This window comes from Sphingomonas sp. (genome assembly GCF_019746015.1).
Taxonomy (GTDB): domain Bacteria; phylum Pseudomonadota; class Alphaproteobacteria; order Sphingomonadales; family Sphingomonadaceae; genus Sphingomonas.
Genome location: NZ_JAIESM010000008.1, coordinates 42,299 through 67,163, shown reverse-complemented (window position 1 = coordinate 67,163; position 24,865 = coordinate 42,299). Strand labels below are relative to the sequence as shown.

The window sequence follows — 24,865 nt, the reverse complement described above, 5'->3', positions numbered from 1 at the left end:
CTGACCGCGATGATGGGCGAACGGCCGCTGTCGGTGCTGACCGCGACCGCGCAGACGCAGGTCGTCGGCAAGCGGCATTATGGCAAGAAGGCGGTCGCCGCCGGCGGGGGCGGCGGCGCGGATGCGGCCGCGCTCAACCGCGAGAATTTCCAGCCCGTGCTGCTGTGGCAGGGGCGGGTGCCGCTCGATGCAAAGGGGCATGCGCGGATCGCGGTGCCGCTGTCCGACGCGCTGACCCGCTTCAAGCTGGTGGCGATCGCGACCGACGGCGCCAGCCGCTTCGGCACCGGCGAGACGGCGGTGCGCGCCGCGCAGGACCTGTCGATCTTTGCCGGCCTGCCGCCGCTGGTGCGCGAGGGCGACCAATATGGCGCGATCTTCACGCTGAAGAACGGCGCCGACAAGCCGATGAAGGTGACGGCCGAGGTCGCGCTGACCCCCGCCATCGCAACCGGGCGGCCGCAGACGGTGACGATCCCCGCCGGCGGCGCGGTGCCGGTGATGTGGACGCTGACCGCGCCGATGGGGGTTGCCGATCTGCGCTGGCAGGTGCGTGCGCGCTCCAGTGACGGCAAGGCGGCCGATGCGATCACCGTCAGCCAGACGGTCGCGCCGCTGGTGCCGGTCGATGTGTGGGCGGCAACGCTCACCCGGGTCGGCGGCGGCACCCTGCCGATCGCGCCGCCCGAGGGGGCACTGCCCGGCCGGGGGCAGGTACTGGTGCGGCTGGAGGACAGCTTGGCCCCGCCGCTCGACGGGGTGAGCGCGTTCATGCGGGCCTATCCCTATAGCTGCTTCGAGCAGCGGCTGTCGCGGATCGTGGCGACCGGCGACACCGCCGGCTGGGCAATACTCGCTGCCGAAATGCCCACCTATCAGGCGGGTGACGGGCTGCTCCGCTTCTGGCCGTCGGACTCGCTTGAGGGGTCCGAATCGCTCACCGCCTATGTGCTGGCGATGGCGAGCGAGGCCGGCCTGCCGATTCCGGCGGCCCCGCGCGCGCGGATGATCGAGGGGCTGCGCGCGGTAATCGACGGGCGTGTGCGGCACGAAAGCTATGGCGATATCCGCCTGCGCCGGCTGGCAGCGTTTGCCGCGCTTGCCCGGGCGGGCGCCGCGACGCCGGCCATGCTCGGCCAGCTCGGCATCGGGCCGGAGGACATGCCGACCGGCCCGCTCGCCGACTATCTGACCGCGCTCGACCGGGTGCCGGGGCTCGCCAATGCCGCCGCGCTGCGCCAAGCGGGCGAGCGGGTGCTGCGCACCAGGCTGGTCTATGAAGGGACCAGGCTGGACCTTGCCGACCGTGACCGGGCGCCGTGGTGGTTGCTCGCCTCTGCCGACGAGGCGGCGATCAAGGCGCTGATCGCGGTCACCGGGCGCCCCGGCTGGCAGGACGAGGCACCCCGGATGATGGCGGGCGTGGCGCTGCGCCAGCGGCGCGGGCGGTGGGATACCACCCCGGCCAATGCCTGGGGCGTGATTGCAGCGCGCAAATTCGCCGGCGTCTATCCGGCCAGCGCCGTTGCTGGCACCACCCGGCTCTCGCTGGGCGGGACCAGCGTGTCGCGCGGCTGGCCGCTCGCCGCCAGCCAGCGCAGCGTCAGCCTGCCGCTGCCAGCCGCGCCGGCCGCGCTGTCGCTCAGTCAGGAGGGCGGCGCCGGCCCCTGGGCGGTGGTGCAGCTGTCGGCGGCCGTGCCGCTGAAGAGCCCGGTATTCGCCGGCTATCAGCTCAGCCGCCGGGTGGACGTGCTGCAGGCCAAGAAAAAGGGTCAGCTGACGCGGGGCGACGTGCTGCGCGTGACGCTGACGGTGGACGCCACCGCCGAGCGCAACTGGGTGGTGGTGAGCGACCCGCTGCCCCCCGGCGCAACTGTGATCGGCGGCCAGGCCAACCAGTCGCAACTGCTGGGCGCGCAGGCCAGCGACGGCGGCGGCGCGCGCTTCAACGCGACCGATGCCGATGGCAAGGCCTGGGAAATCCAGGCCGGCGTCAGTGCCGCCTATATCGAGCGGGGCCGCGATGCCTGGCGCGCCTATTTCGACTGGGTGCCGCGCGGCCGCTTCGTCGTTTCCTATGTCGTGCGGCTGAACGGCACCGGCCGCTTCGCGCTGCTGCCCAGCCGGGTGGAGGCGATGTACAGCCCGGCGATCAACGCGCAGCTGCCCAATGCTCCGGTCAGCATTGCCGCCAATTAGCCTGCCCGCCCTCACCCCCGCGCGGGTGGTGCTGGCGGGGCTGCTGGCGACGGCGCTTGGCGTGGCGGTGGCGGAGGTCGCCACGCGCCCGCCCGAGCTGCCCGGCTATGCGGCCGTCCGCGCGCGCTGGCAGCCGTCGGAAGCGTGGCTTTATGATCGTAACGGCCGGCTGATCGACAGTGCCCGGGTGAATTTCGCCACGCGCCGGCTGGCCTGGGCACCGCTCGACGCGATTGCGGCACCGGCGCGCGAGGTGATCGTGGCGGCGGAGGACAAGCGCTTCTTCATGCATGGCGGCGTCGACCTGTGGGCGCTGGCGGCGGCACTGCGTGCGCGGCTGGAGGGGCGGCACAATCGCGGCGCGAGCACGATCACGATGCAGCTGGCCGGCTTTCTGGCGCCCGATCTGGCGCGGCCCGGCGCGCGCAGCTGGTGGGACAAGTTGCGCCAGCTGCGCGCCGCCTGGAGCATCGAGCGCGGCTGGGCCAAGGACCAGATTCTGGAGGCCTATATGAACCTAGCGCCGCTGCGGGGCGAGGCGCAGGGGCTGCCGGCGGCGGCGCTGGGCCTGTTCGGCAAGACCGCCGACGCCCTGTCGCGCGACGATGCGGCGCTGCTGGCCGCACTCCTGCCTGATCCGCAGGCGACACCCCCGGCAATTGCGCGGCGCGCCTGCCGGCTGGCGCCCGATCTGCCCTGCCCCCGGCTGGAAGCCGCCGCCTGGGCGGTGACCGGGCCGGCGCGCAGCCTTCAGCTCGACCCGGGCCTGGCGCCCCATCTGGCGCAGCGGCTGCTCACCCGGCCGGGCTTGCGCGTTGCCACCACCATTGACGCCGGCGTGCAGCGCGTGGCGATGGCGGCGCTCGCCCACCAGCTACAGGGGCTGGGCGCGTCGCGCGCGCGCGATGGCGCGGTGGTGGTGGCCGACAATCAGAGTGGCGCGGTGCTTGCCTATGTCGGCGGGGTCGGCGGCGGCTCCACCGCGCGCGCGGTGGACGGGGCCAATGCCTATCGCCAGGCCGGCTCCACGCTCAAACCCTTTCTCTACGCGCAGGCGATCGAGCATGGCTATCTGACACCGGCCTCGATTCTCGATGATTCGCCGGTCCAGCTCGACACCGCCTCCGGCCTTTACGTGCCGCAGAATTACGACCGCGATTTCAAGGGGCCGGTAACGGTGCGCACCGCGCTGGCCGGCTCGCTCAACGTGCCGGCGGTGCGCACCCTGCTGCTGGTGGGGGTGAATGATTTTCGCGACCGGCTGTGGGACAGCGGCTATCGCGGGCTTACCGAAGATGGCGATTATTACGGCTTTTCGCTGGCGCTGGGCTCGGCGGAAGTCACCCTGCTCGAACAGGTTGCTGCCTATCGCGCGCTGGCCAATGGCGGGCGCTGGTCGCCGCTCAGGCTGACACAGGGCGACCCCGCTCCGCCGCCGCGCCAGGTGGTGAGCCCGGCGGCGGCCTGGCTGGTGGCCGACATGCTGGCCGACCCCAATGCGCGCGCGGCGACCTTCGGCCTCGATTCGGCACTGCGCCTGCCCTTCTGGGCGGCGGTGAAGACGGGCACGTCAAAGGCGATGCGCGACAATTGGTGCATCGGCTTTTCGGAGCGCTTCACCGTCGGCGTGTGGGTCGGCAATCTGGAAGGCGATCCGATGCGCGCCGTCTCCGGCACCAGCGGCGCGGCGCCGGTGTGGCGCGACGTGATGCGTGCGCTCCATGCCGGCGTCCCCGGCCGCCGGCCCGCGCCACCCGCCGGGATCGAGGCGCGCCGCGTGATCTTTTCAGCCGGCATCGAACAGCCCCGGCGCGATTATTTCCTGGCCGGCACCGGGCAGAGCCAGGTCAGCAGCGCGCCGGCCGAGGCCCGCCGGCCGCGCATCACCAACCCGCTGTCGGGCAGCGTCTATGCGCTCGACCCCGATATTCCGCCGCGCCAGCAGCGGCTGGCGATTGCCGTGTCGGGCGCAGCGGCCACGCATATGCTGTGGCTGGACGGGCAAAGGCTGGGCGCGGCGGACGCCGCGCCGCTGGTCTTTCCCCGCCCGGGCCGGCACCAGCTAATGCTTACCGATGCCGCCGGGCGGGTGATCGACCAGAGCCTGTTCAGCGTGCGCTGACCTACCAGAAGAAGCCGCGATACACGTCGACCACGAAGCCGCGCCGCACATCGACCAGCAGCACATCGTCATAATGCCGCACCCAGCGCAAGCCACGGCCGACGCGCGGCAGGTGATAGCGCCACGGATCGTTGATGAAATAGCGCGGCCCCCAGAAACCGGGTGCGATCGGCAGGCCGGGGCGGAACGCCTGATAGGCAAAGGGCGCGCGCCAATCGCCCCGGAAGAAGACATCGCGGTGGCCGGCGCGCCAGTCACGCCATTCCCAGCGGCCATAGTCACGGTCGAAATCGCGGTTCCAGCGGCGGTCGTCCCAGCCGCGATCATTCCAACCACGGTCGTTCCAGCCGCGGTCATCCCAGCCGCGATCCTGCGCCCCGGCGGCAAGCGGCGTCATCAAGGCGGCGCCAGCCAGGGCGAGAAGGACAAGCTTACGCATCACACACTCCCATCCGGCGACCGGCCCATCCGCGCCGCCTGAGCCCGGTTATGCGCACGCGCGGCTGAACGGCGCGCGAACGGCGCCTTCAGGCGATTGTCAGCTTGGTGACGGCTGCCGTCAGGGCTGAGTGCGGCCGCCGCCCGGGCCGCCCGGACCGCCCTGGCCGCCGGGGCCACCCACCGGCGCGCCGACCGCCCCGATATTGCCGAACACATCCTGGAAGAAGCTGCGCTTGCGGCCCAGTGTCGGCGTGACCTTGCTGAACATCGCCACCTTCGTCACCTGCTCCATGCCGGTGCGGTCGATCGAGCGGACGACGCCCTTGTCGTCGAACCGGATGCGCAGCACCGTCTGCGTCACCGGCTTGGGCCGGTCATAGGCATAGTTGCGCGTGTCGCGAGAGACATAATACCATTCGGCATCGCCAAAGGCGCTGGCAAAGGTGGGCTGGCCCAGCACCTTCGACACCGACGAGCGGGTATCGACACCGGCCTGCACCGAATTGGCCAGGTCGGGATCGACGATATAGCCCTGGTGCCCGCGCAACCGGGTGCAGCCGCCCGCCGCCAGCGACGCCGCCACCAGCGCCAGCACCAATGCCCGTCGGGGCGCACCTGAAACCATGCCCAATCTCCATTGCCCCGATCGCCCGTGCCCGATGCGGTGGATTGCAAGCCGGGGGCATCCGCTCAATATGCGCCATCGCGATCGGGAACAAGGGTGGCAGGTGATGCGGCGGCTTCTGGCAGGACTGGGCAAGGTGATGGGCGCGCGCACGCCCGGGCAGGCGGCCGCGCTCTATGACCGGGTGGTGGCGCTGGGCCGCGCGCCGCACTGGTATCTGGCCGGCGGCGTGCCCGACAGCGTGACCGGGCGGTTCAACATCATTTCAACCGTGCTCAGCATCGTGCTGCTGCGGCTGGAGGCGGAAGAGGCCGGCATTGCCCCCAGCGTCTGGCTGACCGAGCGCTTCATCGACGATATGGAAGGCCAGCTGCGCCAGGAAGGCGTGGGCGACACCGGCGTCGGCAAGCATATGGGCCAGCTGGTCAGCCTGCTCGGCGGGCGGCTGGGCGCCTATCGCGACGGCCTGGCGACGGGCGCGTTCGACGAGGCGCTGGTGCGCAATCTCTATGGCGGCACCGCGCCGGAACCGCGCGCGCTGGACCATGCCCGCGACGCGCTGCTCGCCTTGCGCGAGCGGCTGGCGGGGCAGGCGGTCAGCGCCATCCTGGCCGGCGACATCGCATGAGCGCGCCCGAGTTCAGCCGGATCGAGCGGCTCGACCGAATCGGCGAGGCGGCGCGCACTGTGGAAATCATGGCCGACCCCGCCGAATGCGCGGCGCTCGCCAGGCGGTTCGGACTGATCGCGGTGGAGGGGCTGGCGGCACGCTTTGCCGTGCGCCGCGCCGGCACCACGGTATTTGCGAGCGGCACGGTGGAGGCGCGGGTGGTGCAGGCCTGCGTCGCCACCGGCGATCCGGTGCCGGCCAGCATCGACATGCCGGTCGCGCTGCGCTTCGTGCCAGACACCGCGCCGAGTGCGGCGGACGAGATCGAGATCGACGCCGACGCGCTGGACAGCATCGGCTATGCGGGCGGCGCGATCGACCTGGGCGAGGCAGCGGCGGAGACGATGGCGCTGGCGCTCGATCCCTTCCCCCGGAGCGCCGGGGCGGATGCGGCGCTGAAGGCGGCCGGTGTGCTGAGCGAGGAAGAGGCGGCCCTCGCCGCCAGCCCCTTTGCCGCACTGGGCGCGCTGGCCGGAAAGCCGGGGGATGCGCTTTAGTTGAGGCGGTGCCGGCCCGCTCCCCCACCCGACCTCCCACGAGTGTATCCTGATGGGAGGTCGGGTGGGGGAGCGGGCTGGTGCCGTGACGGTTTCAGCCAGGCTGAAACCGCACCCAAAAACTTAACTAGACTATCTCGTGGATACTAAAATCGCGTCTTTTTCGTCAGGCGGCGACGGGGGCCAGTGTTGGATAGTCGGTATACCCCTCCGGCCCTTGGCTATACCAGGTCGCCATCGCGCCCTCGTTCAGCGCCGCGCCCTGGCGGAAGCGATCGACCAGATCGGGATTGGCGATGAACGGCCGGCCATAGCTGATCGCGTCGGCGCGGCCTGCGTCCAGATCGGCCTGGCCGCTGTCAAAGCCATAGTCCGAATTGAGCACCAGCGGCCCGGTGAAATGCTGGCGGATGACCGGCGAGACCTTGGGCTGATCGGTGCGGCCGAAGGTTCCCTCCGGCCCCGGCTCGCGCAGTTCGAGAAAGGCAATGCCGATCTCGCTCAATGCCTTGGCGGCGAGCGCGAACACGGTGTCGGGGTCGCTGTCGATCACGCCCTGGCTGTCGCCATTGGGGGAGAGGCGCACCGCCGTCCGGTCCGCCCCCGCCACGCCCGCCACTGCCTGCGTCACCTCGCGCAGCAGGCGCACCCGGTTTTCGGGCGTGCCGCCATAGGCATCGGTGCGCTGATTGGCGCCGTCGCGCAGGAACTGGTCGATCAGATAGCCATTGGCGGCGTGGATCTGCACCCCGTCGAACCCGGCCGCCATCGCGTTGCGCGCGGCATGGGCATAATCGGCCACCAGCCGGGGAATTTCGGCGGTGTCGAGCGGGCGCGCTTCCTCATAGGGCTGGCGCCCTTCATAGGTATGCGCCTGCCACGGCGCGGTGGTGGCGGAGGAGGAGACCGGCGGATGGCCGGTGAAGCTGGAATGCACCAGCCGGCCCATATGCCAGAGCTGGGCGATGATCCGCCCGCCGGCGGCGTGCACCGCCTCGGTCACCGGCTGCCAGGCGGCGGCCTGTTCATCGCTCCACAGCCCTGGCGCATGCGGCCAGCCCAGCCCTTCGCGGCTGATGCCGGTCGCTTCCGAAATGATCAGGCCCGCGCCCACGCGCTGGCGGTAATAATCCACCATGATCGGCTGCGGCACATGCGCGCGATTGGCGCGGCCGCGGGTGAGCGGCGCCATCAAAATGCGGTTGGGCGCGGTGATCGCGCCGAGCTGGATGGGATCGAACAGGCTGGGCAAATTTGGTCTCCCTGTTGGGTTGGCCCGGTTGGACGCGCATGGAGATAGCGCGCGACAGCCGCCGCTGCACCCGTTAAGGCGCGAAAGATTTTCTTGGGACCCCTGCCGGCAATGGCCGATCATTCTGCCCCTGCGGCCAGCGCCGCTGTAGCGACCGCTCCACAGGCCGCTGCGCCGCCCGCCACCGCCTTTGTCGCGGTGGTGCTGGCCAATATCGCGCTGGCCTTTGGCCCCTGGTTCGTGCGGCTGGCGGAAACCGGGCCGGTGGCCTCCGCCTTCTGGCGGATCACGCTCGCCGCGCCGCTGGTGATGGGGTTTGCGCTCGCCAGCGGCTGGCGCGGCAAGGGGCTGGCCGGCGGGCTGTGGCTGGTGCTGGCGCTGTCGGGCGTGGCCTTTGCCGCCGATCTGGCCAGCTGGCATCTGGGCATTGTGCGCACCACGCTGGCCAATGCGACCTTGTTCGGCAATTCGGCGACGCTGATCTTCCCGATTTACGGCTTCATCGCGGCGCGCATGGCGCCCACCCGGCTGCAGGCGCTGGCGCTGCTGCTGGCGGCACTGGGCGGCGCCTTGCTGATGGGCCGGTCGTACAGCCTTGATCCGCGCCATCTGGGCGGCGATCTGCTGTGCCTGCTCGCGGGCGTGCTTTATGCCTGTTATTTCATCTTCATGGCGCGCGCACGCACGGTGATGGCGCCCTGGCCGGCGCTGGCGCTGTCGACGCTCGCCAGCGTCGCGCCGCTGCTGCTGTTCGCGCTGGCGCTGGGCGAGCGCATCCTGCCCGACCATTGGGGGCCGCTGATCGGGCTGGCGCTCGCCAGCCAGGTGTTCGGCCAGGGGCTGATGATCTATGCGCTGGGCAAGCTGTCGCCGCTGGTCGTCGGCATTGCGTTGCTGATCCAGCCGATCGTGGCCGCGACCGTCGGCTGGATCGTGTATGACGAGCGGCTGGCGCTGCCCGATTTTGCCGGCGCCGCGCTGGTTGCGGCCGCGCTGGTGCTGGTGCGCCGCGCAGGCTAGACTGGCGAACCGGAGGATATGTTGATGGCCCTTGCCGCCGATGCCACGCTGGATGAGGTGCGCGCGCACCTTGGCCCCCTGATCGCCGCCAATGCCGGGTTTGACGGGTGGAGCGCCGCCGCGCGCGACATGGCCGCCGACCAGGCCGGCGTCGACCGCGACATTGCCGCGCTTGCCTTTACCGAGGGCGCGCCGGCGATGATCACCGCTTGGTTCGACAGCATCGACGCCGCGATGGTGGCGGCGCTGCCCAAGGACCGGCTGGCGACGATGAAGATCCGTGCGCGCATTCGCGAGCAGATCTGCGCGCGGCTGGAGATCATGCACCCGCACCGCGACGCGCTGCGCCGGGCGCATGCGGTGCTGGCGATGCCGGGCAATGTGGCGCTGGGCGCACGGCTGGGCTGGCGCGCGGCCGATCTGATGTGGCGCCAGGCCGGCGACACCGCGACCGATTACAACCATTATACCAAGCGCGCGCTGCTCGCCGGCATCTATGCGGCGACGGTGACCGTGTTTCTGGGCGACGAGACCAGCGACTGGGCCGATACGCGTGCGTTCCTCGACCGGCGGATCGACGGCATCATGCGCTTTGAAAAGCTGAAGTCGGGCTTTGTCGAGCGCAGCCAGAACCTGCCCAGCCTGTCGCGCTTCATCGGCCGGCTGCGCTATCCGGCGGCCTGAGCCGGGCGGCAGGATGCGTTATTGATAACCACTCGCAAAAGCCGTATCTGCCGCGCGTGACTGAGCCGCTCTGCCTGGAACAACTGCCGCTGCGCCGCGAGGCAGTGATCGCGGCGATCGACTGGGCATCGCTGTCCGTGCCGGAAGCGCGGCGCCTGCGCGAGCTGGGCTTTGACGAAGGGGTGAATGTGCAAGTGTTGCACCGCGCAACTTTGGGCAGCGGGCCGATTGCCTGCCGCATCGGGCGGATGACGGTGGCGCTGCGCCGCCATGTCGCCGGCGCCGTGCACGTCGTGCCGCAGGCGTGAGCGCGATCGCGCCCCTCGTCGCGCTGGTCGGCAACCCCAATGCCGGCAAGAGCGCGCTGTTCAACGCGCTGACCGGCGCGCGCCAGAAAGTGGGCAATTATCCGGGTGTGACGGTGGAGCGCCGCTCGGGCCGGCTGGTGCTGGCCGATGGCCGCCCGGTCGAGCTGGTCGACCTGCCCGGCGCGTACAGCCTTGATCCGCTGTCGCCCGACGAGCGGGTGACGCGCGACGTGGTGCTGGGCGCCCAGGCCGGCGAGCGGCGGCCGGACGCGCTGGTGGTGGTGCTCGATGCGTCCAATCTCGACAATCATCTGCGCTTTGCGCTGGAGTTGATCGATCAGGGGCTGCCGGTGGTGGTCGCGCTCAACATGGTCGATTTGGCCGCGCGCGACGGGCTGACCGTGTCGGCCGGGAAACTGGCCGAGGCGCTGGGCGTGCCGGTGATCGAGACCGTCGCGGTCAGGAAGCGCGGGCTCGACACGCTGAAGACGCTGGTCGCCGAGGCCCTGGCCCGCGCGCCGCGCGCGGCAGCGGCGCCGGTCGACATGGCCGCCCGCCAGCGCCAGGCGCGCCACCTCGCCCGCGCGGCCATTCTCTCCGAAACGCCGGTCCGCCGGCTGACCCAGGCGCTGGATGCGGTGGCGCTGCATCCGCTGTGGGGCACCGTGCTGCTGCTCACCATCCTGTTCGTGATGTTCCAGGCGGTGTTCAGCTGGGCCACGGTGCCGCAGGACCTGCTCGACCAGGGCTTTGCCGCGCTCTCCGCCGCGATCCGCGCGCAGGTGCCGCAAAGCTTCCTGCGCGACCTGGTGACCGAAGGGGTGATTGCCGGTGTCGGCGCGGTGATCGTGTTCCTGCCGCAGATTCTGGTGCTGTTCCTGTTCATCCTGCTGCTCGAAGCCTCGGGCTATATGGTGCGCGCGGCGTTCCTGATGGACCGGATCATGGCGGCGGCGGGGCTTTCGGGCCGGGCGTTCATTCCGCTTCTCTCCTCCTTTGCCTGTGCGGTGCCAGGCATCATGGCGACGCGATCGATCGAGGATGAGAAGGACCGGCTGACCACCATCCTGATCGCGCCGCTGATGACCTGTTCGGCGCGGCTGCCCGTCTACACGCTGGTGATCGGGGCGATGATTCCGGCCAAGACCGTGCTGCCGGGCGTCGGCCTGCAGGGGCTGGTGCTGTTCACGCTTTATGTGCTGGGGATTGTCGGCGCGTTCGTCGCCGCGCTCGTCCTGCGGCGCACGGTGACCAAGGGCGCCTCGTCGGGCTTCATGGTGGAGCTGCCCAAATATCAGCTGCCGCGCCTGCGCGACGTGGCGATTGGCCTGTGGACGCGGGCGGAGGCGTTTCTGCGCCGCGCCGGCACCATCATTCTGGGCACCACGATCGTGCTGTGGCTGCTGCTCTCCTTCCCCAAGCCGCCGGCGGGCGATCCGGTCAACCCGGTTGATTATTCGGTCGCCGGGCGCATCGCCAACACGCTGACCGTCGTCACCAGGCCGATCGGGTTCGACCGCGACATCACGCTGGCGCTGATCCCGGCGATTGCCGCGCGCGAAATCGCCGTCGCCGCGCTCGGCACCGTCTATGCCATCGGCGCCGACGACAAGAGCCAGGCCGGCCAGCAGGCAATCACTGCCACGCTGCAGAAGCGCTGGTCGCTGCCGACAGCGCTCGCCTTCCTGATGTGGTTCGTGTTCGCGCCGCAATGCATTTCCACCATCGCCGTCACCCGGCGCGAAACCAATGGCTGGAAATGGCCCTTATTCATGGTTGGCTATTTGTTCGCGCTGGCCTACGCTTTTTCGGGCGCGACCTATTGGCTGGCGGTCGCGGCGGGAGTGTGAGGGGTTTATGGCGGGCAGCGTCAACAAGGTGATTCTGGTGGGCAATCTGGGCCGCGACCCGGAAACCAAGAGCTTTCAGAACGGCGGCAAGGTGGTGAATCTGCGCATCGCCACGTCGGAAAGCTGGAAAGACCGCAATTCGGGCGAGCGCAAGGAAAAGACCGAATGGCATTCGGTCGCGATCTTCAACGAAAGCCTGGCGGGCGTTGCCGAACGCTATCTGCGCAAGGGCAGCAAGGTCTATATCGAGGGCCAGCTGGAAACCCGCAAATGGCAGGACGCCAACGGGCAGGACCGTTATTCCACCGAAGTGGTGCTGCGCCCCTATTCGGGCCAGCTGACGATGCTCGACGGCGCGCCGGGCGGCGGTGGCGGCGGCATGCGCGGCGGCGATGATTACGGGCAGGATGGCGGCCGCGGCTTCAGCGACGACCGCAGCGGCTTCGGCGCCGCGCGCGGCGGCGGCGCCCCGGGTGGCGGCGGCTTCGGCGGCGGCTTCCCGCAGGACGATCTCGACGACGACGTGCCGTTTTAACGAGGCGCGGCCGCCTGCCGCCGCCTCCCACCGTCATGCCGGACCTGTTCCGGCATCCACCGTGGCGCTGGCGCAGCTTGGGCAGGACTTGGCGCAGGACTTGCCGGCGCCGTGGACCCCGGAACGCGTCCGGGGTGACGCCCGCGTAACCCCCTACCGCCGCACCAGGAACACGGCATGTTCCGCGAACCAGTTGGCGCCGGCCGGGCGGCAGCTCTGGTCGCCGGCCAGAAACCAGGCCTGTTCCACCCGCAGCCCGCGTGCGCGGGCGAAGGCGCGGAAATCCTCGATCGTCAGATGGTGGATGTTGGGTGTGTCATACCAGCGTTCGGGCAGCAGCCGGGTGACCGGCATCCGCCCCGTCGTCAGCAGCGCCAGCCGCACCCGCCAATGCGCGAAATTTGGGAAGGAGACGAAAGCCCGCCCGCCGATGCGCAGCAGCTCGTCGAGCACGCGGGCGGGCGCGTGCGTGGTCTGCAGGGTCTGGCTGAGAATCGCATAGTCGAAGCTGGCATCGGGATAGGCGGCCAGATCGCGGTCGGCATCGCCCTGCACCACCGACAGGCCGCGCGCCACCGCCCGCGCGACATTGTCGGCATCGATTTCCAGCCCGCGCGCGTCCACCCCCTTGGCATCGCGCAGCACCGCGAGCAGCGCGCCGTCGCCGCAGCCGACATCGAGCACGCGGGCGCCGGGGGCAACATGCGCGGCGATCACCGCAAGATCGGGGCGCAGCATCATGGCGCGGCCTGGAGGAACCCGTCGACAACGCGGTTCAGCTCGGGGCTGTCGAGCAGGAAGGCGTCATGGCCGAAGGGGCTGGAGAGTTCAACGAAGCTGGCCGGCGCGCCGGCGGCGTTCAGCGCCTGTACGATCAGCCGCGATTCGGCAGTGGGATAAAGCCAGTCGGTATCGAAGCTGACCACGCAGAAGCGCGTCGCGCGCGCGGGCGCAAAGGCCAGCGACAACCGGCCGCCATGCGGCTCCGCCAGATCGAAATAGTCCATCGCGCGGGTGATGTAGAGATAGCTGTTGGCATCGAACCGGTCGACAAAGCTCAACCCCTGGTGGCGCAGATAGCTTTCGACCTGGAAATCGGCATCGAAGCCGAAGCTTTTCGCGCCGTTGGAATTGCCCGGCCGCGCCTGCAGCCGGCGGCCGAATTTTTCGGTCAGCCCGGCTTCGGACAGATAGGTGATGTGCGCCGCCATCCGCGCGACGGCGAGACCCGCCGCCGGCCCCGCCCCGTCATAATAATCGCCGCCGCGCCAGGCGGGATCGGCCATGATCGCCTGCCGGCCCACTTCGTGAAAGGCGATGTTCTGCGCGCTGTGCCGGGCGGTGGCGGCAATCGCCACGCAGGCGGCAACCCGCTCGGGGAACAGCGCGGCCCAGCACAGCGCCTGCATCCCGCCCATCGATCCGCCCACCACCGCGCTGAGGCGCGCAACGCCCAGATGATCGAGCAGCATTGCCTGTGCGCGCACCATGTCGGCGACGGTGATGACCGGAAAGCGCATGGCATAGCGCGCGCCGTCGGCGGCCAGGCTGGCCGGGCCGGACGAGCCCATGCAGCTGCCCAGCACATTGGCGCAGATGATGAAGTGGCGCGCCGGGTCGATCGGCTTGCCCGCGCCCACCATGCGCGCCCACCAGCCCGGCTTGCCGGTGATCGGGTGGGGGCTGGCGACATGCTGGTCGCCGGTCAGCGCGTGGCAGATGAGAATCGCGTTGCCGCCATCGGCGCTAAGATTGCCATAGGTTTCATAGGCAATGTCGACCGGCGCCAGCACCGCCCCCGAATCGAGCGCAAGCGGCCCGGCAAGCGTTGCCGTGCGGGCCAGGCCAAAGCGGGTGTCGTGCATAACCGGCGGGGCTAGGGGGGCAGCGCTTGGCTTGTCAATCCATGGGCGCTAGGGGGCGTGCATGACAGCCCCTGAACCAAAACCCTGGGTGATGGCGATTGCCCCCTATGTGCCTGGCCGCTCGACCGTTCCCGGCGTGGTGGTGAAGGCCAAGCTCTCGTCGAACGAAAATCCGCTGGGCACGCCCGCCGGCGCGCGTGCGGCCCTTGCCGCCGCCGACGCGCTGGACCGCTATCCGGACCCCGGCGCCACCATTTTGCGGGAGGCGGTGGCAGCGAAATATGGGCTCGATCCGGCGCGCGTCATCTATGGCACCGGATCGGACGATATTCTCCACCTTGCCGCCGGTGCCTATGCGGGGCCAGGGGACGAGGTGATCTTCGTCCATTACGGCTTTGCCGTGTATGAAATCGCCGCGCGCCGGGTGGGTGCAACGCCCGTGATCGCGCCCGACCGCGACTATGCGACCGATGTCGACGCGATCCTGGCCTGCGTGACCGAGCGCACCCGCATCGTCTTCATCGCCAACCCCAACAACCCCACCGGCACCTTTGCCCCGCGTGGCGAGATTGCCCGGCTGCATGCGGCCCTGCCGCCGCATGTGCTGCTGGTGATCGACCAAGCCTATGCCGAATATCTGGGCGAGGACGAGGATGATCACGGCCTGATGCTGGCGATGACCGCGCCCAATGTGCTGGTGACGCGCACTTTCTCCAAGATTTTCGGGCTGGCGGCGGAACGGATCGGCTGGGGCTATGGCCCGGCGGCAGTGGTGGAGGCGATGCACCGCATCCGCCTGCCCTTCAACGTGACCACGGCGGGGCAGCAGGCCGCCGTCGCCGCGCTGGCCGATGACGATTTCGTGGCCGCCGCCCGCGCGCACAACCGGCTGTGGCGCGCCTGGTTTGCCGAGCAGATCGGCGCACTTTCCAACCACGGGCTGCGCGCCATTCCCAGCCAGGCCAATTTCGTGCTGGTGCTGTTCGAGGGCGAGGTGTCGGCAGAGGCGATGTACCAGGCGCTGATGGCGCGCGGCTATATCGTGCGCTGGCTGCCCAAACAGGGCCTGCCGCACGGCCTGCGCATGACCATCGGCACCGAGGAGGAAACGCGCGGGCTGCTCGCCGCGATGCGCGACGTGCTGGAGACTATGGCTCCAGCCGGTTGATCGCGGTGTGAACCGCCGCCTCGATCGCCTCGCGCCCGGCGCCCGGCGCAATCGGGGCGTCGAACGCGAAGGTGACGACCCCGGCGCGCTTCGGCTTTCCCCTGGGCCAGTTGCGGCCTGAATCGATCGCCACCGGCACCACCGGCAGGCCATAGGCCCGGTACAGCCCGGCAAACCCCGATTTGAGCGGCGGCCGCGCCCCTTCGGGCACCCGCGTCCCTTCGGGGAAGATCAGCACCGAGCGGCCCGCTGCCTTGGCCGCGCGTGCCTGCTGCATCATCGCGCGCAGCGCCGTGGCAGACGCGTCACGATCCACCACGATCGCGCCGAACCGCTGCACCGCCCAGCCCCAGATGGGAATGCGCGCCAGCTCCTGCTTGATGACGACGACGGGGTCGCCCAGCATCAGCACCAGCTCGAGCGTTTCGTACATCGCATGATGTTTGGCGGCGTAGAGATACTGGCCCGGCGGCGGCACCCCTTGCGCCCGGCTGCGGATGCCGAGGATCAGCGCGCAGGCGAGCCGGTGAAAGCGGCACCATTGGTGGACAAGCGCGACCAGCACCCGCCGGTCGATCAGCGCGGCGAGCGGCGACATCAGCACGAACACCACCGAACCGCCATAGAATATCGCCTGGAACGCCCAGGTGCGCAGCCACGCCATCATGCCCCCAGCCCCAGCCATAGCGCGATGCGGCGCACCAGCAGCTTGTTATATTCCTCAAACAGCAGCGGCGCGCCCGGATCGCCCGGCACGCCATCGCCCAGCAGCATCACCTGCGGGCCCAGGGTCGATTCGAGCTCCATCTCGGCGCGGCGCAGATGCCAGTCCGACGTCACCAGCCGCACCGAGCGATAGCCATGCGCGCGCACCCAGTCGGCGGTCTCCTCCGCATTGGAACGGGTGTCGATCGCCTGATGCCCCAGATCGATGCAGCAGGCGAACAGCGCGCGCGCATGCGGGTAACGCTCGACCAGCGCGGCGCGGGTCACGTCGCTGCCCACGCCGGAGACGAGCAGCCGCTTCGCCTGCCCCGCCCGCAGCAGGGCAAGGCCCCGGTCGATGCGCCCGGGCGCTCCCGTCATCACCACGATCGCATCGGTGCGCGCCGGCGCCCTGGGGCCGGGCAGCGCCAGCATGAACCAGCCAAAGCCCAGCACCCAGGCAAGGGCCAGCGCCGCCACCAGCCGCCGGATCACAGATAGCGCCTCAACGCCCCGAGCACCGCCGCGCGCGCCACCCAGGTGGCCAGCAGCGCAAACGCCACCGGCAGGCCGAGCAGCAGCACCCAGTCGCGCGCGGTGAACACCACACCGCTCACCAGATCGGCGCCCAGCCCGGCAATCTGCGCGCCCAGAAACGCGACCATCGCCAGCGCCGCAACCGTGCCGATCGCCCCGCCCAGCAAGGTGTCGAGCGCGAGCCGGCGCTGGAACAGCCGCGCCACCTGCGCGTCGGTCGAGCCCAGCATGTGCAGCATCTCGATCGTGTCCCGGTGGCTGTCCAGCCCCGCGCGCGCGGCCAGCACCACGACCGTGGCCGTTGCCGCCGCCATCAGCAGCACGAGCCCGGCGGCCAGCGCGATCATCACCTGCATGAAGCGCGACACCGGCGACATCCAGCTTTCATAGCGGTCGATCCGCGCGGCCGGGGCGACGCGGTGGATGAGGTCGGTCGCCGCCGCCACCGCCGCCGGGGTGCCCGCGCGCAGCTCGACATCGATCATCGCCGGAATCGGCAGATCGGGGTCGGCGCCGTCCTCGCCCAGCCAGGGGCGCAGTAGCTGGGCCAGCTGCGCGCGGTCGACCGGCTCGGCCCGGGCCACCTGCGGCGCGCGGCGCATTTCGGCGAGCAGCCGGGCCGCCTCCGCATCGCGCTGGGCCGGGTCGGCATTGACGATCTGCAGCGTCAGCTTGCCGGCCAGCTGCTGGTCGAGCGCGCGCGCCGCCGACAGCGCGCCCAGGCCGAAGGCGGCGGCGAGCACGGTGAGGAACAGCATGATCGCCATGATCCACACCATCGCCCGCGTCTCGCGCCCCTCGTCGAGCAGGCGGCGGTCGGCGGCCGAGCTGATCACCGTGAGTTTCATGCCGCACCCCCGGCAATGGGGGGAAAGCGCAGCGAGCCGGTCGGGTCGAGCAGCCGCCCTTTGTCAAGCCGCATCATGTGTGCGCCGGCAATCCGGCCGAGCAGGTTGAAATCATGCGTGGCGACGACAACGGTCGTGCCCAGCCGGTTGAGGCTGTCGAACAGATGAAGCAGCCGGTCGGCCATTTCGGGGTCGACATTGCCGGTCGGCTCATCAGCCACCAGAATTTCGGGCCGGCCGATCACCGCGCGGGCAATGGCAACGCGCTGCTGCTCGCCGCCCGACATGGTCTGCGGTCGCGCCTCCACCCGGTGCGACAGCCCGACCCAGGCGAGCATTTCGTTGACCGGGGCGGCGATATCGGCCTCGGGCACGCCCGCCACGCGCAGCGGCAGCGCGATATTGTCGAACGCGCTCAGGTGCGGCATCAATCGGAAATCCTGGAACACCACGCCGATCCGCCGGCGAAAACCGGGCAGGCGCGCGCGCGGCATCTGCGCGGCATCCTCACCGAACAGGCGGATCGCGCCGCGCGTTGGCCGCTGGGCAAGGTAAAGCAGCTTGAGCAGCGAGGTCTTGCCCGCGCCCGACGCACCGGTGAGGAAGTAGAACGCGCCGCTCCCCAGCGTAAAGCTGATGTCGGTCAACGTTTCCTCGCCGGTGCCATAACGCAGGCCGACTTTGTCAAACTGCACGATTGTCGCCATCGCGGCGTCTGTTGCCTCGCTCGGTTGGGCCATCCGCCATGGCATGCCTGCCGCGCACGCTCAAGCACGCGGCAGCAACAGGTTGCCAGCCCGGCGCGCCCATGCCAAGCTTTGGCATCTTGACAATAATGGGTATATCCTTCGCCCGACTGGAAGAAGCCCCGGCTCCATGATTCTCGATTGTTCTGCGTGCGGCACCCGCTATCTCGTTCCCGACACGGCAATCGGGCCGGACGGCCGCACCGTGCGCTGCGCCAATTGCAAGCATAGCTGGTTTCAGGAAGGCGCCTCGGCGCAGGCACTGGCAGCAGCGGCCGCCGCCCCCGTCGCTCAGCCGGCCCCGGCGCCCCAGCCCGCCACCCCTGCCGCCGCCCAGCCGGCCACTGCCCCGGCGGAGGATTATGACGCCTTCCGCTATCAGCCGCCGTTCCAGCCGCGCCGCAACCCGGCCCGCCGCTATACCATTGCCGCCATTGCCGCCGGGGTGGTGATGCTGGCCGGCGTCGGCGCGATCAGCTATTTCGGCTCGCCCGGCATCGCTGCCCAGCTGGGGCTGGCCGAAGCGCGCGAGACGGTGCTGATCGTGGAGCCGAGCCCCGTGCAGCGCCGCAACCTGCCCAATGGCAGCGAGATTTTCGCGGTATCGGGCCAGGTGGTGAACCCGTCGAACCGGCCGCAACCGGTGCCCGACATTCTGGCCGAGCTGCGCGATTCGCACCACCGCGTGGTGTTCAGCTGGACCATCCAGCCCGAGGCGCGCACGCTGCGCCCGCGCCAGCGCCTGAGCTTCCATTCCGCGCAGATCGACGTGCCGAGCAATTCGAAGGACCTGCGCTTCACCTTCGCGCGCAGCCGGCTGAGCTGAACGCGCCACCAAAAGCCGCTTGTGCCGCCTGCCCCCCTTTGGTAGGTGCCCGCTCCTGCCAGCTGGCCGGGCGCATGCCCGGTTGGTGTTCACGTGCGGTCGTGGCGGAACTGGTAGACGCGCAACGTTGAGGTCGTTGTGTCCGAAAGGACGTGGAAGTTCGAGTCTTCTCGACCGCACCAGATAGCCTGACTAGCCAGCCTATTTTTCGCCTGCGGGCGACGCGGTCGGCCTCGACGATGATCCTAGCGCACCCGGTACAGCCTCATCGGGCAGGCCGCGACCCGTTCCAGATCGAATGTCGTTGTCGCAAAGCGCGTGCGCGCGGCATCCTTCACGAGCACATAATCGACGTGCCACGTGGCAATGAACGCCCGGCTGCCCGCCGCGCCCAGCCGGCCGCGCGCCATGTTGCGCGGCTCCATCATCGTGGCCAGCCCGCCCAGCGCGCCGGCCTGCGCGGCAAACCCGTCATCGCCGAGCACCAGAATGCGCGCACCCGGGGCGTGCTGCACACAGGCCTGCAGCGTGCGCACATCGGCCGGCGCGTCGAAACGCGCCCATCGGCCGGCGTCCAGCTGCCCGGCCCGCGCGGTATGAACCAGCTGTGCGACCGAAACGGGCAGTATCGCCACCGCCACCACGGCAAAGGCGATCCGCCCGAAGATCATGCGCTGGTGGCGGGTGCGCCCCTGCGCAATTCCCCAGCAGGCCGCAGCCAGCAGAGCAGCCCATAAGGATGCGGCGAAATAGCGGTTTTCCAGATAGCCGGTCAGCACCTGCGGCGCCAGCAGCACCGCCAGGATCAGGACGAAGCCCGCCATGATCCGGAGCGCAGGGGCGACGCGGCGGCGCGCCGGCATTGCCTGCGGCCCCAGCCTGACAAGGCCGGCAAGGCTTGCCGGCACCGCCAGAAAGGCCGCCGCCACCAGCCCCATCGGGCCAACCAGCAGGGCGACCCCCGTCAGCGCGCACTCGATCACATTGGCACCGATGCGCGCGCCCCATGCCAGCGGATCATCGGCCAGGGTCGGCCGGGGGCCGGGCCACCAATCGGTCACAAAGGCAGCGCGATCGAGCGACGTCGCGATGCCCGCATTGTCGGTCGCAAAGGGTGAGCCAAAGGTCGCAAGCGAATACCAAATCCAGGGCGACAGCGTGACCGCTGCCGCGGCAAGGAGCGCAAGCGCCCGGCCCGGCTTGCGCGTGAGCCACCAGACCAGTGCCGCCGCCAGCAGCGGCAGCAACGCCGCATCAAACCGGTTGAGAATGGCCAGACCGGTGAGAAAGCCGATGCCGGCCGCCCCGGCCAGGCCGATCCTTTCGCCCTTCAACAGCGCCAGCAGGACAAGGGCATAGAGCAGCAGCTGCAGCGGGATGGTCCGCCCGGCGCCCAGTTCGGCCAGCAGCATGTTGTGGCCCAGCAGCAGCGGCAGCACCGCCGCCAGCCCCAGCCACGGTGCCCCCGTCACCCGCCGGCCGATCTTTTCCGATACCAGCGCAAAGGCCGCGTAGAAGGCGAAGGCAAGGTAGAGCCCCGTGCGCGCGCCGGTTCCGAGCACGGCGTCGACCACCGCGATCAGCACCGGGTAGAGCGGCGGGAAGGCGGCCGAATAGGGCGCGCCGCTCGCATAGCTGCGCCAGTGGCTGAAGCGATAGAAATCGCCAAAGACGGTCTGCGCCAATTCGTAGAGCGCCCAGGAATCAGGCGAATAGGGAGGAAACACGACCAGGCTCAGGAACAGCGGTGCGGTGAGCAGCAGCACCGCCAGCAAGGGCCAGGTCAGCGCGGGGGGCCGACGCACCGCATCATCGGGCGTGTGGCCGCCGGTTGCGGCGACCAGCGTTTCCGCCAGCAGCGCGAGCTTCGACGCGAAGCCGCCGATCTTGGTGGGCACCTTGCCGCTTTCGGGATAGGCGCGCACCACCGGCACATGGGCAACCTTCAGCCCCAGCTGGCCGGCGCGCACGGTGAGATAGAAAAGCAGGTTGTAGACCCGGAATTCGTCGCGGAAAGGGCGCACGTCCGGATGCATCAGATAGCGCGCGGAATAGGCGCGGAAGCCGTTGGTCGTGTCGGTGAACCAGTGCCGGCCGGCAACGCTCAGCAGCGGCGCATGGATCAGCCGGTTGGCCAGGTGCCGCTCCAGTGGCGTGTTCTCGGCCGCCCCGCCGGGCAGATAGCGCGAGCCCTGCACATAGTCGAACCCCTGCTCGAGCCTGGCGACCATGTCGGCGACGGCATCGACTCCGTCCTTGCCATTGCCGTCAATGGTGACGATGCCTTCATAACCCTGCCGCAGACACCAGGCATAGGCGATCCGCAGCTGCGCGCTGAGCTTGCCCGGGCCGGTCTTGGTCAGCACCGCGCGGACATCGGCCGATTGCACGAATGCGGGATCGAGCGAACCGTCGGTCGATCCGCCATCGGCCACGATCACGTCGACCGGGAGCTGTGCCGCCTTGATGCGCAGCAGCTGCGCACGAATGCGCTCGCCCTCGTTGATGACGGGGATGACCAGCGCATGGGCATGCCGCTTGCCGGCATAGATTGCCGTATCATGCGCCGGAACGTCCCAGCCGGAATCATCGATGCGGATCGGGGTCTGCATGGTCATCGCGCCGCCGGCCTTGCTGAAGCATCGGCAAAAGCAACCAACTCGCCCATGGCAGCGTTTGCGAAGCCCGAGCTGCCCCGCTCGGTGACCGCCTGGAACCGCAGCAGCCTCATCATCGCCGGGCCCCTGCCAGATAGCGGTCGATGCCTTCGGGCAGCCCGGGCAGGGTGGCGGTATCGACGGGGGCGTAAAGCTGTGCGGTGCAGGTCGCCGCGCCAATGTCCGATCCGTCCATCACATCGAGCGTCAGCCGGGTGACGACACCGGCCGCCACCGGCGCGACGAGCGACAGGCGTGCGGCATTGGCAACGCCATAGCGCGGAAAATCGCTCCACCGCTCCGTGCCCTGCCCGATCGTGTCCGGTGAGCGTTCGGTGACCGTCAGCAACGCGGTCCGCCCGGTGCCAAAGGGCGGGCGGCGGTCCACGGTTACCGAGGCAAGTCCGCCGCGCGGCGCGGTGATGCTGACGACCAGCGCGCTCGGCGAGGTGGCGGAAACGGTGCAGCGCGCGGGGCCGGGCGGTGCTGAGCCCCCAGCCGCGCCCGCGCGCACCCACAAGATCTGCTGATTGTTGCGCGCGATGGGCGTGTAATTCTGGTAGAGTTGCCGGAAGAACGGCCAGTTGGCACGCAGGATCCACCCCTCCCACCCGCTGTAATCGGGCGCGATGGTGGTGACCGCTTCAACCGCGCGGCCGGCGACCAGCCCTGCGACATCGGCCCGGTTGCGCGGCCCCAGCGCATGGATCAGCGATCCGACCGGGGCCGGGCTTTCGACCCCGGCGACGATGTCGAGCGGCGAGGTATAGACCGACAGCAGCTTGCGATCGTTGCGGATCGGCCGGGTGCGCCAGTCATCCGACAGCCGGCGCATCGCCTGCAGATCGGCGGCATAGGCGCGTGTCACGTGAAAGCCGAGTGCGGCGACGTAAACGACCCGGTCGCTCTTGGCCCAGGTTGCGGCAAGGCGCCCGGCTTCGATCCCGACCATCGCCAGCGCGGCCAGGCCCGCGACCAGGCCGGGCAAGCGCGCGTCAGCCCGGCGCATGACGGGCTTGGCCAGACGGAACAGCACCCGCTCGCTCAGGATCAGCGGCGCACAGGCCCCCAGCACGAAGGTAACGCCGTTATATTCCGGGCCGATATGGCCGCCGATCTGGGGGATGAGGGCAGTGCCGATCACCGCCGCGCCGACGAAGATGAACGCCGCGCCCCGGATCGGCGAGCCGCGGCCGCGCAGCCGCCGCACGATCGCGACAAGGACGGCACTGGTCAGTAAAACCAGGCTGGCGGTGGCAAGCGGCTCGCCGCCGGACAGTATGTTGGGCAGGTCCGCCACGCCCAGAATCCGCGTGCTGCGATCCCATGGCGCGAAAAACCAGAACTGGTCCCCTGCCACATCCTGAAAATTATAGCGCAGCCACGGCCCCGGATGGCCATGGGTGACGAGCATCAGGATGCCCGCGGCCGACACCGCCGTTCCCGCGCCGAACGCGGCAAGCGTCTTCACCATCAGCGCCGCGCGCCCGTGCAGCGCCATGACGATGCCAAGCGCGGCCGCGATCACCAGCGGAATCCCCGCGTCGTTCGACCATAGCAGCCCCGCACCCGCAACCAGCCCCAGCAGGGCGCCCGCCGCGGCGCGCCCGTCACGGCGCACCCTGCGCAGCAGCAGCACGAAAAAGGGCAGCACGAAAAACGGCAGGAACCCGCGCAACGGGCGAAGCGACACGCCGGGATCGAACGACACGGGATAGGGACGCCCCACCGTTTCGGCGGCGATGCGCAGGGCGAAATAGAACAGGAACACCAGCAGCAGCGTCGCCTGCCAGCGCCGGCGCGGCGGCACGCCCCGGCACATCCAGACCGTGCCGTAAGCCGCGGCGAACGCGCCCGCCACGACCAGCGTGTTCGCCGCCATGGTCGACGCGAACAGTGTCTGCCCCAGCGCGGCATAGACCGGCAGCAGGGCAACGACCATGGTGATGCCCAGATAGGACTGGAAGGCCGTGCCGAGCTGTTCGCCATGGGCAAAATTGCTGAGCGCGAACCAGGTCTGGAGCGCGCCGTCGATCGAATTGAGGCTGTGATCGAACAGCAAGACGAGCCCGCGCATCAGCAGAACAAGTGCCGCAACCGCGACAAGTGCCAGCCCGCCGCGCTGCGGCGCCCGGCTCGCTGCCGTCCCGCGCGGCTCAGGCATGGACCGCCCCGAAGACGAAGCCTGCATCGAGTGACGCGAATTCGGGCGAAGTGCCCTTCACCGCTTCGAACAGGTCGTAAATATTGTCGATCTTGCCGCCCAGGATCGAGATCACCCGGCTGCTGTCTGGCTTGCGGTGATAGAGGATCGGGCGGCCATCATCGCCTTCGTTCTTCAGCAGCACGGTCTTGATGTCATAGATCGACCGCCGAAACGTCGCGCCGCCCAGGCATGGCAGGTAACGCTGGGCATCGCGCAGCATGAAGGCGTAGCGCGTTTCCGGATCGAGGCTGGCGAAATAACGATAGGGGTCGCGTCGCTCCGGATCGTCGGCCCAGCTTTCATGCGGGGTGTAGCGCACATGGGTGAGCGAATGGAGCTGCTCCGACGGATAGGGCATTGTCGAAAAGAACGGCCCGTCCATTACCGTCACACCGATCTTTTCCAGCTCGCACGGCGGCTCGATCAGCGCCAGTTCGGCAATTTCGTGCTTCAGCCGGGCATGGGGCAGCCCAGCCTTCGCCAGCACGGCATTGATCTGGGCATAGGTGATGTTGAAGGCATAGCGCGCGGTCACTTCGCTGCCGTCGGACAGCCCGGCCACCACGCCGCCGGCGCGGTCTTGCAGACCGCACAACTCGGTCGACAGGCGCACCTCGACACCGGCATCGGCCAGCCGCGCCCCGACCTGCCGGGCCAGCACGGCATGGTCGAAGGCGACCTCGAAGCAGGTGAACGCCTCTTCGATCATGTCGGCGTTGAACAGCGCCCGGTGGCTGGGCGGCGCGGGCGCGATCGGCGCGCCCATGTCGCGGAACATGCGATAGAATTTCTTGGCCGCAACCTTCGAACGCCGCCGCGCAATGGCATAGAGCATCTGGAAATCACCGACCACCGCTTCGGGGAAATCCTTCAGGAAGCGGCGGTGGAGCAGCATCGACTTGACCGCCGTCGCCGCCGAGCGTGGGTAATGAAAGCCGGTGTGCACCCGCGCCTGATTGACCCGCGACGCCCGGTTCATCAGCCGTGACGATGCCTCCACCACCAGCACGCGCCGCGAGATCGACCGCAGATAAAGCGCAAGGCAGCAGCCGTAAAAGCCGCCGCCGATCACGATGTAATCATAGTCTGTTCGCATCGGTGCCG

At 69.5% G+C, this 24,865-nt stretch carries 23 protein-coding genes and 1 tRNA gene; 12 read left to right on the top strand and 12 right to left on the bottom strand.

All coding sequences use genetic code 11. The annotated features are described in order from the left end of the window. The coding region (locus K2Y03_RS01595; protein WP_294087727.1) for an alpha-2-macroglobulin family protein at window positions 1-2,199 on the top strand (2,199 nt) is incomplete at its 5' end. Further along, the gene (pbpC, locus tag K2Y03_RS01590) at window positions 2,186-4,321 is read left to right on the top strand and encodes a penicillin-binding protein 1C (RefSeq protein ID WP_294087726.1); all 2,136 of its coding nucleotides are present in this window, start codon (window positions 2,186-2,188) and stop codon (window positions 4,319-4,321) included. The genes K2Y03_RS01595 and pbpC, both read left to right, overlap by 14 nt. 1 nt (window position 4,322) lies before the next feature. On the opposite strand, the gene K2Y03_RS01585 is transcribed toward pbpC, so the two are convergent. Together K2Y03_RS01585 and K2Y03_RS01580 are read right to left on the bottom strand one after the other, a co-directional pair. Further along, the gene (locus tag K2Y03_RS01585) at window positions 4,323-4,760 is read right to left on the bottom strand and encodes an RcnB family protein (protein ID WP_294087725.1); all 438 of its coding nucleotides are present in this window, start codon (window positions 4,758-4,760) and stop codon (window positions 4,323-4,325) included. Window positions 4,761-4,880: 120 nt separating this feature from the next. Further along, a complete protein-coding gene (locus K2Y03_RS01580) occupies window positions 4,881-5,387 on the bottom strand; it encodes an outer membrane protein assembly factor BamE (RefSeq protein ID WP_294087724.1) in 507 nt (168 codons plus the stop codon). A gap of 106 nt (window positions 5,388-5,493) precedes the next feature. Between K2Y03_RS01580 and K2Y03_RS01575 the strand changes: the two genes are divergently transcribed. Beyond that, on the top strand, window positions 5,494-6,015 hold the full coding sequence (locus K2Y03_RS01575) for a ubiquinol-cytochrome C chaperone family protein (protein WP_294087723.1): 522 nt from the start codon (window positions 5,494-5,496) through the stop codon (window positions 6,013-6,015). Beyond that, window positions 6,012-6,554 (top strand): DUF177 domain-containing protein, encoded by a 543-nt coding sequence (locus tag K2Y03_RS01570; RefSeq protein WP_294087722.1) that lies wholly within the window; start codon window positions 6,012-6,014, stop codon window positions 6,552-6,554. The genes K2Y03_RS01575 and K2Y03_RS01570 overlap by 4 nt, the downstream gene beginning before the upstream one ends. Window positions 6,555-6,720: 166 nt before the next feature. On the opposite strand, the gene K2Y03_RS01565 is transcribed toward K2Y03_RS01570, so the two are convergent. Continuing rightward, the gene (locus K2Y03_RS01565; protein ID WP_294087721.1) at window positions 6,721-7,806 is read right to left on the bottom strand and encodes an alkene reductase; all 1,086 of its coding nucleotides are present in this window, start codon (window positions 7,804-7,806) and stop codon (window positions 6,721-6,723) included. Between the two features lie 111 nt (window positions 7,807-7,917). Here K2Y03_RS01565 and K2Y03_RS01560 point away from each other — a divergent pair, with 111 nt between their 5' ends. Genes K2Y03_RS01560 through ssb form a run of 5 tightly spaced genes read left to right on the top strand, consistent with a single transcriptional unit; the run spans window position 7,918 to window position 12,203 of the window. Next, window positions 7,918-8,826 (top strand): DMT family transporter, encoded by a 909-nt coding sequence (locus tag K2Y03_RS01560; RefSeq protein ID WP_294087720.1) that lies wholly within the window; start codon window positions 7,918-7,920, stop codon window positions 8,824-8,826. Between the two features lie 24 nt (window positions 8,827-8,850). Beyond that, window positions 8,851-9,510, top strand: coding sequence for a COQ9 family protein (locus K2Y03_RS01555; RefSeq protein ID WP_294087718.1), 660 nt, complete (start codon window positions 8,851-8,853; stop codon window positions 9,508-9,510). Window positions 9,511-9,566: 56 nt separating this feature from the next. Further along, complete coding sequence (locus tag K2Y03_RS01550; RefSeq protein WP_294087717.1) at window positions 9,567-9,818, top strand: FeoA family protein; 252 nt, start codon at window positions 9,567-9,569, stop codon at window positions 9,816-9,818. Further along, window positions 9,815-11,668 carry a ferrous iron transport protein B gene (feoB, locus tag K2Y03_RS01545; protein WP_294087716.1) on the top strand — a complete coding sequence of 618 codons (1,854 nt, stop codon included), beginning with the start codon at window positions 9,815-9,817 and terminating at the stop codon, window positions 11,666-11,668. The genes K2Y03_RS01550 and feoB overlap by 4 nt, the downstream gene beginning before the upstream one ends. 7 nt (window positions 11,669-11,675) lie before the next feature. Continuing rightward, window positions 11,676-12,203: a single-stranded DNA-binding protein gene (gene ssb / locus K2Y03_RS01540; RefSeq protein WP_294087715.1), complete on the top strand. Its 528-nt coding sequence runs from the start codon at window positions 11,676-11,678 to the stop codon at window positions 12,201-12,203. A gap of 153 nt (window positions 12,204-12,356) precedes the next feature. On the opposite strand, the gene metW is transcribed toward ssb, so the two are convergent. Together metW and K2Y03_RS01530 are read right to left on the bottom strand one after the other, a co-directional pair. Next, window positions 12,357-12,944, bottom strand: a complete 588-nt coding sequence (gene metW / locus K2Y03_RS01535) for a methionine biosynthesis protein MetW (protein WP_294087714.1) — start codon at window positions 12,942-12,944, stop codon at window positions 12,357-12,359. After that, a complete protein-coding gene (locus tag K2Y03_RS01530; RefSeq protein ID WP_294087713.1) occupies window positions 12,941-14,068 on the bottom strand; it encodes a homoserine O-acetyltransferase in 1,128 nt (375 codons plus the stop codon). The genes metW and K2Y03_RS01530 overlap by 4 nt, the downstream gene beginning before the upstream one ends. A gap of 61 nt (window positions 14,069-14,129) precedes the next feature. On the opposite strand from K2Y03_RS01530, the gene hisC reads away from it, so the two are divergent. Continuing rightward, a complete protein-coding gene (gene hisC, locus K2Y03_RS01525; RefSeq protein ID WP_294087712.1) occupies window positions 14,130-15,236 on the top strand; it encodes a histidinol-phosphate transaminase in 1,107 nt (368 codons plus the stop codon). Here hisC and K2Y03_RS01520 read toward each other — a convergent pair. Genes K2Y03_RS01520 through ftsE form a run of 4 tightly spaced genes read right to left on the bottom strand, consistent with a single transcriptional unit; the run spans window position 15,217 to window position 18,033 of the window. Next, window positions 15,217-15,903 (bottom strand): lysophospholipid acyltransferase family protein, encoded by a 687-nt coding sequence (locus K2Y03_RS01520; protein ID WP_367114742.1) that lies wholly within the window; start codon window positions 15,901-15,903, stop codon window positions 15,217-15,219. The two genes, hisC and K2Y03_RS01520, sit on opposite strands and share 20 nt — an antisense overlap. Beyond that, entirely contained in the window at window positions 15,900-16,436 is a 537-nt protein-coding gene (locus K2Y03_RS01515; protein WP_294087711.1) for a YdcF family protein, read from the bottom strand. The genes K2Y03_RS01520 and K2Y03_RS01515 overlap by 4 nt, the downstream gene beginning before the upstream one ends. After that, window positions 16,433-17,326, bottom strand: coding sequence for an FtsX-like permease family protein (locus K2Y03_RS01510; protein ID WP_294087710.1), 894 nt, complete (start codon window positions 17,324-17,326; stop codon window positions 16,433-16,435). Before K2Y03_RS01510 ends, K2Y03_RS01515 begins: the two co-directional genes overlap by 4 nt. Further along, a complete protein-coding gene (gene ftsE / locus K2Y03_RS01505) occupies window positions 17,323-18,033 on the bottom strand; it encodes a cell division ATP-binding protein FtsE (protein ID WP_294087728.1) in 711 nt (236 codons plus the stop codon). Before ftsE ends, K2Y03_RS01510 begins: the two co-directional genes overlap by 4 nt. Window positions 18,034-18,202: 169 nt before the next feature. Between ftsE and K2Y03_RS01500 the strand changes: the two genes are divergently transcribed. Together K2Y03_RS01500 and K2Y03_RS01495 are read left to right on the top strand one after the other, a co-directional pair. Further along, complete coding sequence (locus tag K2Y03_RS01500) at window positions 18,203-18,898, top strand: MJ0042-type zinc finger domain-containing protein (RefSeq protein ID WP_294087709.1); 696 nt, start codon at window positions 18,203-18,205, stop codon at window positions 18,896-18,898. A gap of 95 nt (window positions 18,899-18,993) precedes the next feature. Further along, window positions 18,994-19,080: transfer RNA gene (locus K2Y03_RS01495), tRNA-Leu, on the top strand. A 63-nt stretch (window positions 19,081-19,143) separates the two neighbouring features. On the opposite strand, the gene K2Y03_RS01490 is transcribed toward K2Y03_RS01495, so the two are convergent. The 3 genes from K2Y03_RS01490 to K2Y03_RS01480 all read right to left on the bottom strand — a co-directional run bounded on the left by K2Y03_RS01490 (window position 19,144) and on the right by K2Y03_RS01480 (window position 24,857). Continuing rightward, window positions 19,144-21,516, bottom strand: coding sequence for a glycosyltransferase family 2 protein (locus K2Y03_RS01490; protein ID WP_294087708.1), 2,373 nt, complete (start codon window positions 21,514-21,516; stop codon window positions 19,144-19,146). Between the two features lie 112 nt (window positions 21,517-21,628). Next, the gene (locus tag K2Y03_RS01485) at window positions 21,629-23,719 is read right to left on the bottom strand and encodes a hypothetical protein (RefSeq protein ID WP_294087707.1); all 2,091 of its coding nucleotides are present in this window, start codon (window positions 23,717-23,719) and stop codon (window positions 21,629-21,631) included. Then, a complete protein-coding gene (locus K2Y03_RS01480) occupies window positions 23,712-24,857 on the bottom strand; it encodes an FAD-dependent oxidoreductase (RefSeq protein WP_294087705.1) in 1,146 nt (381 codons plus the stop codon). Before K2Y03_RS01480 ends, K2Y03_RS01485 begins: the two co-directional genes overlap by 8 nt. Window positions 24,858-24,865: the final 8 nt, after the last annotated feature.